Source organism: Pantoea sp. SIMBA_079 (assembly GCF_046940275.1).
Classification (GTDB): domain Bacteria; phylum Pseudomonadota; class Gammaproteobacteria; order Enterobacterales; family Enterobacteriaceae; genus Pantoea; species Pantoea borealis.
This window is the reverse complement of the sequence record NZ_JAWRYR010000776.1, coordinates 1-244: the sequence shown is the minus strand read 5'-3', so window position 1 is coordinate 244 and position 244 is coordinate 1. Positions and strand designations below refer to the sequence as shown.

Here is a 244-nt window from a genome sequence, read left to right as displayed (position 1 = left end):
GTCCGACGGCTGCAGCTACGCCGATTCCTGGTCCGCCGTGCAGTTCCAGCGCATGCCCAACGTCTCGCTGGCGCCGGGCAAGACGCCGCTCAGCGTCGCCGACATGATCAAGGACGTCGAGGACGGCATCTACATCGTCGGCGACGGCTCGTTCTCGATCGACCAGCAGCGCTACAACGCGCAGTTCGGCGGCCAGCTGTTCTACGAGATCAAGAACGGCGCGATCACCGGCATGATCGAGGAC

1 protein-coding gene is annotated in these 244 nt (G+C 64.8%); it reads left to right on the top strand.

The window, feature by feature from the left end; genetic code table 11:
* The coding region (locus SB719_RS22050) for a metallopeptidase TldD-related protein (RefSeq protein WP_412160016.1) at positions 1 to 244 on the top strand (244 nt) is incomplete at both ends.